Annotated in this window: 14 protein-coding genes; 8 read left to right on the top strand and 6 right to left on the bottom strand. The window is 67.7% G+C overall.

The annotated features are described in order from the left end of the window. Position 1: 1 nt before the first annotated feature. A complete protein-coding gene (locus tag Q0L30_RS13880; protein ID WP_296657175.1) occupies positions 2 to 970 on the bottom strand; it encodes a zinc-binding alcohol dehydrogenase family protein in 969 nt (322 codons plus the stop codon). Between the two features lie 292 nt (positions 971 to 1,262). Here Q0L30_RS13880 and Q0L30_RS13875 point away from each other — a divergent pair, with 292 nt between their 5' ends. From Q0L30_RS13875 to Q0L30_RS13860, 4 genes are read left to right on the top strand one after another with little or no spacing between them, the layout of a single operon-like run. Then, positions 1,263 to 1,604 (top strand): metalloregulator ArsR/SmtB family transcription factor, encoded by a 342-nt coding sequence (locus Q0L30_RS13875; protein ID WP_296657173.1) that lies wholly within the window; start codon positions 1,263 to 1,265, stop codon positions 1,602 to 1,604. Continuing rightward, the gene (locus tag Q0L30_RS13870; RefSeq protein WP_296657170.1) at positions 1,601 to 2,041 is read left to right on the top strand and encodes a YeeE/YedE family protein; all 441 of its coding nucleotides are present in this window, start codon (positions 1,601 to 1,603) and stop codon (positions 2,039 to 2,041) included. Before Q0L30_RS13875 ends, Q0L30_RS13870 begins: the two co-directional genes overlap by 4 nt. Before the next feature lies 1 nt (position 2,042). Further along, a complete protein-coding gene (locus Q0L30_RS13865; RefSeq protein ID WP_296657169.1) occupies positions 2,043 to 2,465 on the top strand; it encodes a YeeE/YedE family protein in 423 nt (140 codons plus the stop codon). Between the two features lie 18 nt (positions 2,466 to 2,483). Beyond that, complete coding sequence (locus Q0L30_RS13860; protein WP_296657165.1) at positions 2,484 to 4,088, top strand: bifunctional protein tyrosine phosphatase family protein/NAD(P)/FAD-dependent oxidoreductase; 1,605 nt, start codon at positions 2,484 to 2,486, stop codon at positions 4,086 to 4,088. A gap of 171 nt (positions 4,089 to 4,259) precedes the next feature. Here the strand turns inward: Q0L30_RS13860 and Q0L30_RS13855 are convergent, their stop codons facing one another. Together Q0L30_RS13855 and rarD are read right to left on the bottom strand one after the other, a co-directional pair. Beyond that, complete coding sequence (locus Q0L30_RS13855; RefSeq protein WP_296657163.1) at positions 4,260 to 4,640, bottom strand: DUF5594 family protein; 381 nt, start codon at positions 4,638 to 4,640, stop codon at positions 4,260 to 4,262. A 270-nt stretch (positions 4,641 to 4,910) separates the two neighbouring features. Next, on the bottom strand, positions 4,911 to 5,801 hold the full coding sequence (gene rarD / locus Q0L30_RS13850; RefSeq protein ID WP_296657162.1) for an EamA family transporter RarD: 891 nt from the start codon (positions 5,799 to 5,801) through the stop codon (positions 4,911 to 4,913). A gap of 399 nt (positions 5,802 to 6,200) precedes the next feature. Here rarD and Q0L30_RS13845 point away from each other — a divergent pair, with 399 nt between their 5' ends. Further along, positions 6,201 to 6,989 carry a sulfite exporter TauE/SafE family protein gene (locus tag Q0L30_RS13845; protein ID WP_296657159.1) on the top strand — a complete coding sequence of 263 codons (789 nt, stop codon included), beginning with the start codon at positions 6,201 to 6,203 and terminating at the stop codon, positions 6,987 to 6,989. Positions 6,990 to 7,058: 69 nt separating this feature from the next. Here the strand turns inward: Q0L30_RS13845 and Q0L30_RS13840 are convergent, their stop codons facing one another. Next, positions 7,059 to 7,319, bottom strand: a complete 261-nt coding sequence (locus tag Q0L30_RS13840; protein WP_296657157.1) for a hypothetical protein — start codon at positions 7,317 to 7,319, stop codon at positions 7,059 to 7,061. A 196-nt stretch (positions 7,320 to 7,515) separates the two neighbouring features. After that, positions 7,516 to 7,878 (bottom strand): BON domain-containing protein, encoded by a 363-nt coding sequence (locus Q0L30_RS13835; RefSeq protein WP_296657154.1) that lies wholly within the window; start codon positions 7,876 to 7,878, stop codon positions 7,516 to 7,518. Between the two features lie 603 nt (positions 7,879 to 8,481). Between Q0L30_RS13835 and Q0L30_RS13830 the strand changes: the two genes are divergently transcribed. The 3 genes from Q0L30_RS13830 to Q0L30_RS13820 all read left to right on the top strand — a co-directional run bounded on the left by Q0L30_RS13830 (position 8,482) and on the right by Q0L30_RS13820 (position 12,158). Next, entirely contained in the window at positions 8,482 to 9,936 is a 1,455-nt protein-coding gene (locus Q0L30_RS13830) for a TAXI family TRAP transporter solute-binding subunit (RefSeq protein WP_296657153.1), read from the top strand. 164 nt (positions 9,937 to 10,100) lie between these two features. Next, entirely contained in the window at positions 10,101 to 10,754 is a 654-nt protein-coding gene (locus tag Q0L30_RS13825) for a 2-hydroxychromene-2-carboxylate isomerase (protein WP_296657149.1), read from the top strand. 177 nt (positions 10,755 to 10,931) lie between these two features. Continuing rightward, positions 10,932 to 12,158, top strand: coding sequence for an MFS transporter (locus Q0L30_RS13820; RefSeq protein WP_296657146.1), 1,227 nt, complete (start codon positions 10,932 to 10,934; stop codon positions 12,156 to 12,158). 246 nt (positions 12,159 to 12,404) lie between these two features. Here Q0L30_RS13820 and Q0L30_RS13815 read toward each other — a convergent pair whose 3' ends face one another. Next, complete coding sequence (locus tag Q0L30_RS13815) at positions 12,405 to 12,926, bottom strand: hypothetical protein (protein ID WP_296657144.1); 522 nt, start codon at positions 12,924 to 12,926, stop codon at positions 12,405 to 12,407. Between the last annotated feature and the right edge of the window lie 84 nt (positions 12,927 to 13,010).

The raw sequence follows: 13,010 nt of genomic DNA, 5'->3' as shown, positions 1-13,010 counted from the left end.
GTCAGGTCATCTCGATCACGACACGTCCGCGCGTGCCGCCCGCCACGGCCTCGTAAGCCTTGCGCGCACGTTCGAGCGGGAACCGCAGCGCGACGACCGGCGCTTCGAAGTGACCCGCGTCGAACGCTTCGGCGATGGCCGCCATCATCGGCGCAGAATCCGCGACGCCGAGCTTCGCGCTGTCCGCCCCGAAAAGCTGCGTCTCGTTGTGATAGAAGTCGATCAGGTCGAACTCCACGCGGCGCTTGCCGGTCGCGCTGATCTCGATCACGCGCGCGCGCCGCTTCGCAAGTGACAGCGCAAGCTCGAACGCGACGCCGCCCACCGCGTCGTAGACCACCTCCGCGCCCGCGCCGCCGGTCAGTTCCCGCACGCGCGCCGTGGCGCCGTCATCGAGCGGCACGAACGCGTCGATGATGCGCGCCGCGGGCGAATCGGGGTGCGGCGCTTCGCGCCCGATGCCGATCACGCGCGCGCCGCGAGCATGCGCGATCTGCGCAACGGCGCCGCCCACCCCGCCCGAAATGCCGATCACCGCGACCGTCTCGCCCAGGGCGACACGCGCGTAGTCGACAGCGCCCAGCCACGCCACGACAAAGTTCACGCCGATGGACGCCGCTTGCGCGTGGCTCAACGACGCCGGCTTGCGCGCGAGCGCGGCCACCGGAATCTCGATGAACCCGGCGTGCGTGCCGTCGCGCGTGAAGCCGATGTCGCCGCCCGTGCCCCAGACCTCGGCGCCCATCCAGTCGTCGGGGCCCGCCGTGACGACGCCGCTGAAATCGCGCCCCGGCACGCGCGGCAGGACCGTGTGTTCAAAATGGCCGGACACGTTCTTCACATCGCTCGGATTCACCGATGCCGCGAGCACGCGCACGAGCGCATTGCCCGCGGCCGGGACGGGCGTGGGCAGATCGACGTATTCGAGCACGTCCGGCTGGCCGAAGGACTTGAACTGGATGGCTTTCATGGCACGACTCCTCGAGGGCGGATTGCACGCCGCGGCGACGCACTCGCATGTGCGTCGAACTGCAGCGTCGATCTGCAACGAAGTCTAAACGGAGTGCAGCGAGCCGTGCGGGCAGGCTGCCCTCGCGTGCCGGGCCGGCGGGGCAAAAGCGCGCGCAGCCGCGTTGCATGCAACGGAGCGGACTTCAGATCTAGCGATGTGGATTTGTACCTGCGCCGCCGCCAGGGCCAAATTGAGCAACATATTAGAAATATATATAATGTTCGCCGACAAAGTACTCTGTGATCGATCCGTGCAACGAAAGCCCCCCCAGCTCACACCCGACGCCCTCGGCGCCCTGCGCGAATCCGCCGGGAAATGCTGCGCGCTCCTGAAGGCGCTCGCACACGAAGACCGTCTGGTCCTGCTCTGCCAGCTCATCGAAGGCGAGCGCAATGTCGGCGAGCTGGAAGCGCTCGTCGGCGTGCATCAGCCGAGCCTCTCGCAGCACCTCGGCGTGCTGCGCGAAGAAGGCCTCGTGCAGACGCGCCGGGAAGGCAAATACATCTACTACAGCCTCGCCGGCTCCGACATCATCCGCATCATGCAAACACTCTCCGACCTCTATTGCAGTCCGCCCAAGGGGAATTCATGAATTTCAGTCTCGATCTGGCACACTTCACACCAGTCGCCTCGCTCACGGGCGGTTTGCTGATCGGCGCCGCCGCCGTGCTGCTCGTGCTCGGCAACGGGCGCGTGGCGGGCATCAGCGGCATCGTCGGCGGACTCCTGAACGCCGTGCGCGGCGAGCGCGCGTGGCGGGCGGCCTTCATCGCCGGACTCATCGCCGCGCCCTGGCTCTGGCGGCTCGCCGCCCCGCTGCCCGCGCCCGTGATCGAATCGACGCCCGTCACGCTCATCGCCGCAGGCCTCCTGGTCGGCGTCGGCACGCGCTACGGCTCGGGCTGTACGAGCGGCCACGGCGTGTGCGGTCTTTCGCGCGGCTCGCTGCGCTCGCTCGTCGCGACCGGCAGCTTCATGGCCGCCGGTTTCGTCACGGTCTTCGTGGTGCGCCACCTGATTGGAGGTTGAAATGAAGGTCGTCAACGCATTCGTCAGCGGCCTCGTGTTCGGCGTCGGCCTGATCCTCTCCGGCATGGCGAACCCGGCCAAGGTGCTGGGTTTTCTGGATCTGGCCGGTCACTGGGATCCGTCGCTCGCCTTCGTGATGGCGGGCGCGATCGCGCTCGGCGCGCTCGGCTATCGTTTCGCGCGCACGCGCCGCACGAGCGTGCTCGGCGCGCCGATGCACCTGCCCACGGCCACGCGCGTCGATTTCCGCCTCGTCGGCGGCAGTCTGCTGTTCGGCGCCGGCTGGGGACTCGCGGGCTTCTGTCCGGGCCCCGCGCTCGTCAACGTGGGCAGCGGCCAGCCCGGCGCGTGGCTCTTCGTGGCCGCCATGCTCGCCGGGATGGCGCTCTACACTGTCCTCGAACGCCGTCGTCACCGACCCTGATCAGGAGTCTTCCCCATCATGCAAATCGTCCCGCACAGCGACCGGTTCGCCAGCGCCGACCAGATCACCCCCGACGACGTCGCCCGCATTGCCGGCGCAGGCTACCGTTCGATCATCTGCACCCGCCCGGACGGCGAAAGCGGCGCGGATCAGCCCACGTCGCAGGATCTGCGCACCGCCGCGGCGAAGCACGGCCTGCAGTTCGCCTATTTGCCGGTGAAGCCGGGACAGATCACGGCGAGCGACGCCGAACGCTTCGCACAACTGCTCGACGATTTGCCCGACCCGATTCTCGCGTACTGCCGCAGCGGCAACCGTGCGACGACGCTTTATCAGCTCGCCGCCTCGCCAGCCGCCGCGCAGGCGCCGAGTGCGCCGGCCGTCCTGCCCGCATGCGACTGGGACGGCGCGGGATTCGACATCGTCGTGATCGGCGGGGGCTTCGCGGGCATCGCCGTCACGGCGAGCCTGCTGCGCCGCCAGCCCTACCTGAATATCGCGATCGTCGAGCCGGCCGACCATCACGACTATCAGCCGGCCTGGACGCTCGTTGGCGGCGGGGTCTACGACGCGAAGAAGACACGTCGTCCGATGGCAAGCGTGATTCCCGAGGGCGTGAAATGGATCCGCGCGGCGGCGACGCGCGTCGAGCCGCACAACAACCTCGTGCGCCTCGACAACGGCGAGACCGTCGCCTACCGCGACCTCATCGTCACGCCGGGGCTGCGGCTCGCGTGGGAGCGCATTCCGGGGCTCGAGGCAACACTCGGCAAGCATGGCGTCACATCGAACTACTGCTACGACCTCGCGCCCTATACGTGGCAGCTCGTCGAGCAGATGAAGGCGGGCACCGCGCTCTTCACGCAGCCCGTCATGCCGATCAAGTGCGCGGGCGCGCCGCAAAAGGCGATGTACCTCGCGTGCGACTACTGGCGGCGCACCGGCGTGCTGTCGAAGGTCAACGTCGAGTTCAATCTCGCGGGCGCGGTTCTCTTCGGCGTCGCGGTCTTCGTGCCGCCGCTCATGAAATACGTGGAGCGCTACAACGCGAAGCTCGCGTTCTCGTCGAATCTGGTGGCCATCGACGGCCCGTCGCGCACGGCGACGTTCGAGACGAAGGACGCGAGCGGCAAGGTCGCGCGCGTCGAGAAGCGTTTCGACATGATCCACGTGGTGCCGCCGCAGGTGCCGCCCGATTTCATCCGCGACAGCGAACTCGCCGATGATGGCGGCTGGTGCGAAGTCGATCACGCGACGCTGCAGCATCCGCGCTTTTCGAATGTGTTCTCACTCGGCGACGTGTGCTCCGCGCCGAACGCGAAGACGGGCGCGGCGGCACGCAAGCAGGCCGTAATCGTCGCCGAGAACCTGCTCGCCGCGCGCGGCGGCAAGCCGCTCGCGTACCGCTACGACGGCTATGGCGCGTGCCCGCTCACGGTCGAGCGCGGCAAGGTCGTGCTGGCCGAATTCGGCTACGGCGGCAAGCTGCTGCCCACGTTCCCGCTGAACCCGACGCGCGCGAGCCGGCTCATGTGGTTCCTCAAGGCCGCCGTGCTGCCGCGCTTCTACTGGTTCGGCGTGCTCAAGGGCCGCGAGTGGCTCACGCGGGCTGGACGGGATTAACGTGGCACAAACGTCGGCCAAACGTGGGCCAAACGTGGGATTAGCGCCGGACTGACACGCGCAAAACGTTAAACGCGCCGCCGGGTCATCGGCGGCGCGCGGTTCAAACCGTCACTTGCTGGATTCGTGATGGACGTCCGGGGCGCGCACCCAGGCGCTGCAGCGCCAAACTTACCCTTCGAAATCGAGTCCGCCGATCAGCACTTCCGGCTCGTTTTGCGTGCACGAAGCGAAATCCACGAAACGGGCCGACTCCCACGACGCCATCTTGCGCACCGTCGCCTCCAGGTAGTGCTCGAAACGCGCTTCGCCGCCAGGCTCCATCAGACGCTCGATTTCGTCGACATCCCACGTCAGCGAGACGTTCAGCGCATACGGATAGACATGCCGGGGCCCGTGCGTCGCGCCGACAAGGCGCACACGCGTGGGATGCCCGCGCCCTTCGCGCGGCACGACCTCCACCCGCACCGCCGGGCCGAACTGGCTCGCAAGCTTCGCCGCGATACGCGGGGCGAACTCCACCTCGAAGCGGTGGGCAACCTCATGGCTCATGCGTGACTCACTCCACGGATCGTTCCGGCCGGGACGGTCGTCACCGGCACGCTGGCGCGCTGGTACGACGGTACATCGGCACGACGGCGCGCAGCCGCAGCCGCGCACGCCAAAGGACGCGGCCTGCGGTTACGCGTCATCGCGAAGCCCGTCGCCAGTCGCCAGTCGCCAGTCGCCAGTCGCCAGTCGTCCGAACATGCTACCGCGCCATAACGGGGAGAGCCACTCTCAGGGCTGCTGTCGGTGCGACGCTTACGCGCAAGCTGGAGATCAGGGCGCGCCGCGCACCTGACGCGTGGCCACGGAGCGGCGCAGCCCTTCGAGCGAATAGAGCGCGAGCGCAACCCAGATCGCGCCATAACCCACCGCGCTCACCGCGCCGAACGGCTCGCGATACACGAGCACGCCAGTGAGCAGTTGCAGCGTGGGCGTGACGTACTGGATGAGTCCGAGCGTCGAGAGCGGGATGCGCCGCGCCGCCGCGCCGAACAGAAGCAGTGGAATGGCGGTCACCGGACCGGCGGCGGCCAGCAGCAGTTGCAGCGGCAGCGAGGCATGCATGAAGTGGCTCGCGCCGCTTACGCCGAGCATCGTCAGATAGATCAGCGCGACGGGAAAGAGCAATAGCGTTTCGAGGACGAGGCCTTCGAGCGCGCCCAGTTGGGCGGTCTTGCGCAGCAGCCCATAGCCGCCGAAGCTCAAGGCGAGTGCGAAGCTGATCCACGGCAGCGCGCCGTTCTGCCAGGTGAGCCACGCGACGCCGGCGGTGGCGATGCCGACGGCCGTCCACTGCACCGGCCGCAGCCGTTCGTGGAGAAACGCATAGCCGAACAGCACGTTGATGAGCGGATTGATGAAGTAGCCGAGGCTTGCTTCGACGATGTGTCCGGCATTGACGGCCCAGATATAGGTGCCCCAGTTTGCCGAGAGCAGCACGGCGCTCGCCGCAAAACGGCCGACGAGGCGCCGGTCGTGCAGCACCGGCCCGAGCCAGCGCCAGTGATGGCGCACGAGCAGCACGGCGAGCACGAAGAGCAGCGACCACGCCATGCGGTGCGCAAGCATTTCGAGTGCGGGAATCTGATGCAGCGTCTTGAAGTAGACGGGAAAGAGGCCCCAGATGACGAAGGCGAAAAAAGCGTAGAGGATGCCGGGATTCATGATTTTCCGTGACGGGGCACGCGGCTTCACAGCCGCTTTGTAGTCGCTTCACAGCCGCTTCACAGCCGCTTCACAGCCGATGCATAGCCGCTTGGCCGCTGGCTTTGCCCTGATTTTTTGCTGGTTTCGTCCTGAATTGCCCGGCTCAAGCGCGGAAAAACGCGCCGGCGGCAGCGCGCGCAAGCGGATCGCAGCGCGCCTCGAAACGCGATTCGCGACGAACCCGGATTCGTTTAACGCTGCACCGATCTGCCGGTTTTGCGACAATAGCCGATTTTCGCCGCCCGACTTTGCCGCTGTCCACCGGAAGGTGCATCGAGTGGCGCATATACGATCGTTGCGATCGTTGTGCATCCGTCGTGGCGGACGGCAACTCTGACCCGGCCCGGTGCGCAAGCGATGTCTCTACCTCATATCGACCCGCTGTATTCGCTTTCCGGCCTGTTCGTCGGCTTTCTGGTCGGGCTGACCGGCGTGGGCGGCGGCTCGCTGATGACGCCGATCCTCGTGCTGCTGTTCGGCGTTCACCCGGCGACGGCCGTCGGCACGGACCTGCTCTACGCAGCCGCCAGCAAGTCGGTCGGCACGCTCGTGCACGGGTTCAAGAAAACGGTGGACTGGGGCGTCACGCTGCGCCTCGCGACCGGCAGCGTGCCGGCCACCACGATCACGCTGATCCTGCTGCACCGCTATGGCATGGACACGCCGCGCGCCGGTCATCTGATCCAGCTGGTGCTCGGCATCGCGCTGCTGGTCACCGCCACCGCACTGATCTTCCGGAAGCAGCTCACGGCCTTCGCGATGCGCCACCGCCACGCGCCGGGCGAGGCGCGCACGCTGTTGCTGACCGTGCTCACGGGGGCCGTGCTCGGCGTGCTCGTATCGCTCACTTCTGTCGGGGCTGGTGCGATCGGCGTGACGGTGCTGCTGCTGCTCTATCCTGCGTTGCCGACCGTGCGCATCGTCGGCTCGGACGTCGCGCACGCCGTGCCGCTCACGTTGCTCGCGGGCGCCGGCCACTGGCTGCTCGGTTCGATCGACTGGTCGATGCTGGTTTCGCTCCTGTGCGGCTCGCTGCCGGGCGTCGTGGCGGGCAGCCTGCTCTCCGCGCGCGCGCCCGAACGGCTGCTGCGCATGCTGCTCGCGGCAACGCTCTCGATCGTCGGCGTGCGCCTCGTCATGGCCTGAGCCAGTCGCCCGAGGCCCGGCGCTGCGGCGATCCGCTTACATCCGCCGCTTACATCCCTATCAATCCGCTCACGCGTGCGGCGCAAGACGGAAAAAGCGGCCGTTCAGATCGACCTCGAACTGGCGCAGCCATTGCCCGCGCGAGTCGACGCGGTAAGCCTGGGCCCACGCGCCGCGGCGCACGACCAGCAATTCGCTATGCGCGGGATCGTCGGGATCGGCCTGGCCGCTGATGTCGAAGTGAATAGGCGTGAAGCCGTGCCGGGCGCAGGCAAGCTCGAAGGCGGCGCGGTCGTCGAGCGGCAGATCGGTGTAGGTGCGGATGGCCATGTCAGTAGTCCGGCAGTGGGGCCGAAGGCGGCCTCGGGTTCTTGCACAGCACCCTTAAGGTATACGCCGTTTCCGCAGGAATCTGTGTGTCAATCCGCACGCGCGGTGCGCGATGCAGACAAAAAAACGGGCTGCAGCCATGCGCCGCAGCCCGTTCGTCCTGCTGCCGCACTCCATCCCGCGAGCGCGACAACCGTTATTGCTGAACCACGGTGAGCTTGTTCGTCACCGAGGTCACGCCTGCCACGCCCTGCGCGACCTGCCCCGCCTGATCGACCTGCCCCTGACTCGGCACCGAACCGGTCAGCGTGACAGCGCCGCCACGCGCGCGCACGGCGATATTCGAGACATTGAGGCCCTGGGCGCGCGCGAGCGCGTGGCGCACCTGGAAACCCAGCTTGCGATCCACCCGCCTCGCCGCCCTGGCCGGCTTGGCCGGCGCCGTCGCCGCGGCGGCGGGCGAAGCGCTCTGCGCCGAGTTGTCCTGCGCATACGCGCTGCATGCCACCGACACGCACACCGCCATCCCCAGCACCTTCAGCAAATCGACCGATTTCATGTTCCCTCCTCGTTGCTCTGGATAGGACCGCCTGCCGATGCCGCCGGACGACACAAGGGTCGCCGGTCGGTCGCGGTGTGGCGGCTTCGTTACGACTTCCGCCAGCGCGTCCGGCACGCGCGCGGCGCGGGCGGACTGCCGTGGTCTGGACACGACGTGCGAGAGACAAGGATGAGAGACGCGCGCAAGGCCGCGCCCCTTAAAGGCGCCACGATCCGCCCGCTGCGGCGTGCCTGCGTCTGAGTCTGGATTGCGCCTGTCGCCGGTCCTGGCGAGCGCGGGCTGGCAAGGTGAGCCAGTCCCGCAGTCAGCGTGACGGCGCGGCGCGCTTTTATGTGCCTGTACGTGCTGGTACGTACCTGTACGTTTACCGCGGCGGCGAAAATCAATTTAGCCTGGCCGGACACCAAGCGCAAAGAATTTAACGAGACAGCCCACGGCGGCCCGGCCGCGGCCCCACGACGCGCGCAGCGGCCCGAGCCCGAGCGCCGCCACGGCCAATCTCATGTACCATCGGCTGTCAGACTCGCAGTCGGACGCACAGTCGGACCCGGCGCTCGCGCCGCCCACCCACCACCGAACTCAGAGGCACGCCTTTCCCCGATGAAGCAACGCACCGGCCGCAAACCTCCTCGCCGTCTCGTCGCGCGATTCGTAGCGATTTCGTGGCGCGACCTGGCGGTATCGTTCGGTCCGATCCTGCTCGTGAGCATCGCCGCCATCTGGGTCGCCGTGCGGCTCATCCAGCCCGCGCCGCCCCGAACGCTCACGATCAGCGCGGGACCGCAGGGCAGCACCTTCTGGAACGCCGCACAGCAGTACAAGACGATCCTCGCGCGCAACGGCATCACGCTGGACGTACTCGAATCGCAAGGCTCGGTGCAGAACCTTCAGCGTCTCGCCGATCCGAAATCGACGGTCGACGTCGCGTTCGTGCAGGACGGCCTCGCGACCAAGACGGGCAAGGCGCCCGCGGGGCTCGTATCGCTTGGCAGCGTGTCGTATGTGCCGCTCGCCGTGTTCTATCACGGGCCGGTCGTGACGCGCCTCTCGAAGTTCGAAGGCCAGCGTCTTGCCATCGGCCAGGAAGGCAGCGGCACGCGCGAACTGGCGCTCGCGCTCCTGAAGGCCAACGGCATCGAGCCGGGCGGCGCGACCACGCTGCTGCCGCTTTCGGGCGACGACGCGGCCCGCGCGCTGGTCAAAGGCGAGATCGACGCGGCGTTCCTCACGGGCGACTCGGCGCAGCCGCCGGTGATGGCGCGCCTCGTGCACATGCCCGGCGTGCATTTCTTCGACTTCACCCAGGCCGATGCCTACGCACGGCGCTTCGCCTATCTCACGGCGCTCACGATCCCGATGGGCGCGTTCGATTTCGGCCACAACCTGCCGCCCGCGCCGATCCGCATCATCGCTCCGACTGTCGAACTGATCGCCCGCGACTCCCTGCATCCGGCGCTGTCCGACCTGCTGATCGAGGCGGCAAAGGAAGTGCACGGCGGCACGACGCTCCTGCAGAAAGCGGGCGAATTCCCCGCGCCGCGCTCGCACGACTTCCCGATCAGCGACGACGCCGCGCGCTACTACAAGTCGGGCAAGAGCTTCCTCTACCGCATGATGCCGTTCTGGCTCGCGAGCCTCGCCGACCGCCTGATCGTGCTGCTCGTGCCGATCATCGTCGTGCTGATTCCGGGCTTGCGGCTCGTGCCGTCGCTCTATGCGTGGCGGGTCAAATCGCGGATCTACCGCTGGTACGGCTCGCTCATCGCGCTGGAGCGGGCCTCGATGAACGACCCGACGTCCGCCGAGCGCCACGCGCTCGTGCGCCAGGTCGACGCGATCGAAGATTCGGTGAACGCCATGAAGATGCCGCTCTCCTACGCGGACCAGTTCTACGTGCTGCGCGAGCACATCGGCTTCGTGCGCGCACGGTTGGCGCACGCGCGCACGCGCAGAAGCGAGCGCGATGAAGCTGCGGCAGACGGGGAACCCGGCGAACACGGCGGCGAGGCGGCGCAGTCCGCCAGCGGGCACGCCGGCGCGGGCAGCCCGGAGTGACACCGATGGCGCACGCCGCGAGGCTCGCGCAAGATCGGGCATCGGCACCCGGCTGTGCAGTTGACCACGCACCCGCCCCGCACCCGCATGCAGGCAACAACACAATCGAAACGACGGGCCGCTCACCAGGCGGCCCGCATGAAAAACAGATCGGGAGGAACAGCATGATCAGCGGCATCGACGCCAACCAGCCGACGTGGTTCTACGACTTCGTGTCGCCCTTCTCGTACCTGCTGCTCGAGCAGTACGACAGGTGGCCGGGGATCGACTTCGAACCGCGTCCGGTGCTGCTATCCGACCTGTACCGCCACTGGGGCCAGCCGCTCGGCTATCGCATTGGCGCGAAGCGCGTCTTCACGTACCGTCATGCGCTCTTTCGCGCGGAACAGCTCGGCATTCCGTTCAAGATGCCGCCCGCGCATCCGTTCGATCCGGTCAAGCCGCTGCTGCTCGCCATCGCGGGGGGCGCGGACATCACGTTCGTGCGCGAGATCTTCCGTTTCATCTGGCGCGATGGCCGAGACCCGTCGACCGACGAAGGCTTCGAGCAGTTGTGCGCGCACGTGGGGATCGCGCACGGCGAAGCGCTGATCGAGCAGGAAGCCGTGCGGGTCCAGTTGCGCCGCAACACCAACGACGCCATTGCGCTCGGCGTGTTCGGCGTGCCGACTTTCTTGATGAACAAGCAACTGTTCTGGGGCGAAGACGCCCTGCCGATGGTGCTCTACTGCGCGCGCTCGCCAAGCTGGCTCGAGTCGCGCGAGGTCGAGCGCATCAGCGCGCTGCCGTCGGGACTCGTGAACGCCGACGCAGCCTGATGTCCTGAGGACCGGCACGGCGCGGCGCAGCGCTCGGGGCCGTCCTGCTGCACGAACCGGTTGATGTGCATCTGCACAAAAACCGGTTCCGTGGGAGAATCACGCCTCGCCTTCTTTCACGCGCTACTGACGCGGTACTCACGCGATATTCGCCGTCTTCCACCCGCATTTTTCCCCATGTCCGCTGACACGGCGCCTGAGCGCAGCACATTCGCCGCGACCCTGCAGATCATTCCGGTCGTCTTTTTCACCTTCCTCTGCTACCTCACCATCGGCATTCCGCTCGCGGTGCTGCCGGGCTTCGTGCACACCGACCTCGGATTCAGCACCATCGTGGCGGGCGGCGCCATCAGCGTGCAATATTTCGCGACGCTCGCCTCGCGCGCGCTCGCGGGACGCTCGGCCGACACGATCGGCCCGAAACGCACCGTCGCCCTCGGCCTGATCGGCTGCGGCGCAAGCGGCGTGCTGCTCCTGCTCGCGACGCTCGTCGCCCACTGGCCCGCGCTCTCGCTCGGGCTGCTCGTCGTGAGCCGTCTCGTGCTCGGCTGCGGCGAAAGCCTGTGCGGCACGGGCGCGATCCTCTGGGGCATCGGCCGCGTCGGCGCGACGCACAACGCCCGCGTGATCTCCTGGAACGGCATCGCCACCTACGGCGCGCTCGCACTCGGCGCACCGCTCGGCGTCGCGTTCGCGCATTACGTCGGCTACTGGACGCTCGGCGTCGCCGTCATCGCGCTCGCCGCGCTCGGCTACTGGCTCGCGAAGCCCGTCCCGGCCGTGCCCGTCGTCCACGGCGAACGCATGTCGTATCGCAGCGTGTTCACGCGTGTGCTCCCGCACGGCCTGGGCCTTGCACTCGGCTCCGCGGGCTTCGGCTCGATCGCCACGTTCATCACGCTCTACTACGCCGCGCAGCACTGGCCCAACGCCGCATTCACGCTGACCGTGTTCGGCCTCATGTTCATCGGCGCCCGCCTCCTCTTCGCCCACACGATCAAGCGATTCGGCGGCTTTCGCGTCGCCATCGTCTCGTTCTCGTGCGAGTGCGCCGGTCTGCTGCTGCTATGGCTCGCACCCGTGCCGGGCATCGCGCTCGCGGGCGCAGCGCTCACGGGCTTCGGCTTTGCGCTCGTGTTCCCCGCGCTGGGCGTCGAGGCCGTGGGACTCGTGCCCGCCGCGAGCCGCGGCGCCGCCCTCTCGGCCTATTCGGTGTTCCTCGATCTGTCGCTCGGCATCACCGGCCCGCTCGCGGGTTATGTGGCGAACCGCTTCGGCTTCGGTTCGGTGTTCCTGTTCGCGGCCTTCGCGGCGGCAGCCGCCGTCGCGCTCTCCGTGTCGCTGCACCGGCGCAGCCTGCGCGCAGCGCCGGCTGCCAGCGCAACCGCGCCAACGGCCGAATAGGCCCGCTATTCGCGCCGAAATATTTCGAGTAGGAGTCCACGCGAATCGCATTCTTCGGCGCGAGCGCCGAGCGCGAGACGAAGGCGAGACGAAGTTGTCGGCGAACGTGCCGTACACGTCGTCGATCAGGATGATGACATCGAGCTCGTCATCGTCGAGTTCGCGTGGAGTTCGCGTTGTGTTCGGGGATCTCGATGTACGGCGTGAAGCGCGACATGCACGCCTCATCAACTGCACGACCGGTGCCTACACGCCGCCCGCATACTGCACGGTGACGGCTTCGGCAGCGTCACTCACGCCACACAGCGCGCGCAGCAGCGGCGCTTCGCGCTCGTCCACCTCGACCGGCAGACATTCCGCGCCCGCCCACGCCAGATAGCGCGCCCGGTGCTGTCCGTTGTGAAACGCCACGACCCCCACGTGCGCGAGCCGCAGCCAGCCCGCGAGGCCGGTTGCGCGGCGCATCGAGACCGTCACATACGGCATCTGCGGCACACGCTCGTTGTGCGGGTCGAGAAATTCGCGGATTCCGCGCACCTTGCCCGCATGCCAGTCGCCCACGGGCCGCAGCACGTAGTCGGTGTCGTCGCGGTCGGCGCACTGGAGCAGCCTGTGGAGATCGACGATCACCACCTCGTGGCGCGGGCCGTCCGCCGTGAAGACGCGCTGGAGGCAGACATGATCGTAAGCATGATGAGCAGGCAGCGGCACGACCCACAGCGATGCGGAAACAGACGGCGGCGAGAGAGTGGAAGCGGGCGCGAACATGGGCAGCGACTGCATGCAAAAGAGGGAACGGCTTCCCGAGCTAAAAGTGGCCTACGCTACGGGTGAATCATGACTTTCGTGTGA

Source organism: Paraburkholderia sp. (genome assembly GCF_024281035.1).
In the GTDB taxonomy this organism is placed as follows: Bacteria; Pseudomonadota; Gammaproteobacteria; order Burkholderiales; family Burkholderiaceae; genus Paraburkholderia.
This window is presented reverse-complemented; position numbering and strand designations above follow the sequence as displayed.

Bases quoted from the DNA above. Each gene is read 5' to 3' on its own strand.
- Q0L30_RS13880 (WP_296657175.1), bottom strand. From the start codon at position 970: ATGAAAGCCATCCAGTTCAAGTCCTTCGGCCAGCCGGACGTGCTCGAA.
- Q0L30_RS13870 (WP_296657170.1), top strand. From the start codon at position 1,601: ATGAATTTCAGTCTCGATCTGGCACACTTCACACCAGTCGCCTCGCTC.
- Q0L30_RS13865 (WP_296657169.1), top strand. From the start codon at position 2,043: ATGAAGGTCGTCAACGCATTCGTCAGCGGCCTCGTGTTCGGCGTCGGC.
- Q0L30_RS13860 (WP_296657165.1), top strand. From the start codon at position 2,484: ATGCAAATCGTCCCGCACAGCGACCGGTTCGCCAGCGCCGACCAGATC.
- Q0L30_RS13855 (WP_296657163.1), bottom strand. From the start codon at position 4,640: ATGAGCCATGAGGTTGCCCACCGCTTCGAGGTGGAGTTCGCCCCGCGT.
- rarD (WP_296657162.1), bottom strand. From the start codon at position 5,801: ATGAATCCCGGCATCCTCTACGCTTTTTTCGCCTTCGTCATCTGGGGC.
- Q0L30_RS13845 (WP_296657159.1), top strand. From the start codon at position 6,201: ATGTCTCTACCTCATATCGACCCGCTGTATTCGCTTTCCGGCCTGTTC.
- Q0L30_RS13840 (WP_296657157.1), bottom strand. From the start codon at position 7,319: ATGGCCATCCGCACCTACACCGATCTGCCGCTCGACGACCGCGCCGCC.
- Q0L30_RS13835 (WP_296657154.1), bottom strand. From the start codon at position 7,878: ATGAAATCGGTCGATTTGCTGAAGGTGCTGGGGATGGCGGTGTGCGTG.
- Q0L30_RS13830 (WP_296657153.1), top strand. From the start codon at position 8,482: ATGAAGCAACGCACCGGCCGCAAACCTCCTCGCCGTCTCGTCGCGCGA.
- Q0L30_RS13825 (WP_296657149.1), top strand. From the start codon at position 10,101: ATGATCAGCGGCATCGACGCCAACCAGCCGACGTGGTTCTACGACTTC.
- Q0L30_RS13820 (WP_296657146.1), top strand. From the start codon at position 10,932: ATGTCCGCTGACACGGCGCCTGAGCGCAGCACATTCGCCGCGACCCTG.
- Q0L30_RS13815 (WP_296657144.1), bottom strand. From the start codon at position 12,926: ATGTTCGCGCCCGCTTCCACTCTCTCGCCGCCGTCTGTTTCCGCATCG.